Here is a 500-nt window from a genome sequence, read left to right as displayed (position 1 = left end):
CGGTCCCATTCCGAACCCGGAAGCTAAGCCTGTACACGCTGATGGTACTGCAACCGGGAGGTTGTGGGAGAGTAAGTCACCGCCGACACCAAACACAAAGAATAACTAAATAGTGACTTCTGGTAGTCCCCGAAAGGCCACCACCCCTAATAATTGTGGGTGGTTGGTTTTCGGGGACTTTCCGTCGTTTTACCCCCGCTAGTGTAGGCGACTTGTACTCTGTCGAGCAGGGGTTATGCGTGGTGGGGTGTGTGGGTTTTACCCTGGTGTCTTTTCGGGTGGGTAGTCTGATGCCTTGGTAGACGAAAACATATTCGACACATTGAAGGGTGTAGTACACCCCGGGGGATACGGTTACGATGACAAGTAGCACACCACCAGCTACCACTAGGCACGAGCCAGTAGGCGACACCAGAGAGTGTCTAATGGTTTGTGTGTGGGAACCTAACCCGCATAAGGAGATGAACCAGAATGACTACTATGGCGAGACGAGATCCGGC

General features: G+C 52.8%; 1 rRNA gene. It reads left to right on the top strand.

The window, feature by feature from the left end:
• Positions 1-88: ribosomal RNA gene (gene rrf, locus HMPREF1257_RS11600) — 5S ribosomal RNA — on the top strand; the annotation flags it as partial.
• Positions 89-500: the final 412 nt, after the last annotated feature.

This window comes from Corynebacterium sp. KPL1814 (assembly GCF_000478175.1).
Taxonomy (GTDB): domain Bacteria; phylum Actinomycetota; class Actinomycetes; order Mycobacteriales; family Mycobacteriaceae; genus Corynebacterium.
Note: the sequence above shows the minus strand (reverse complement) of the source record. Positions and strands in the feature narration are given on the sequence as shown.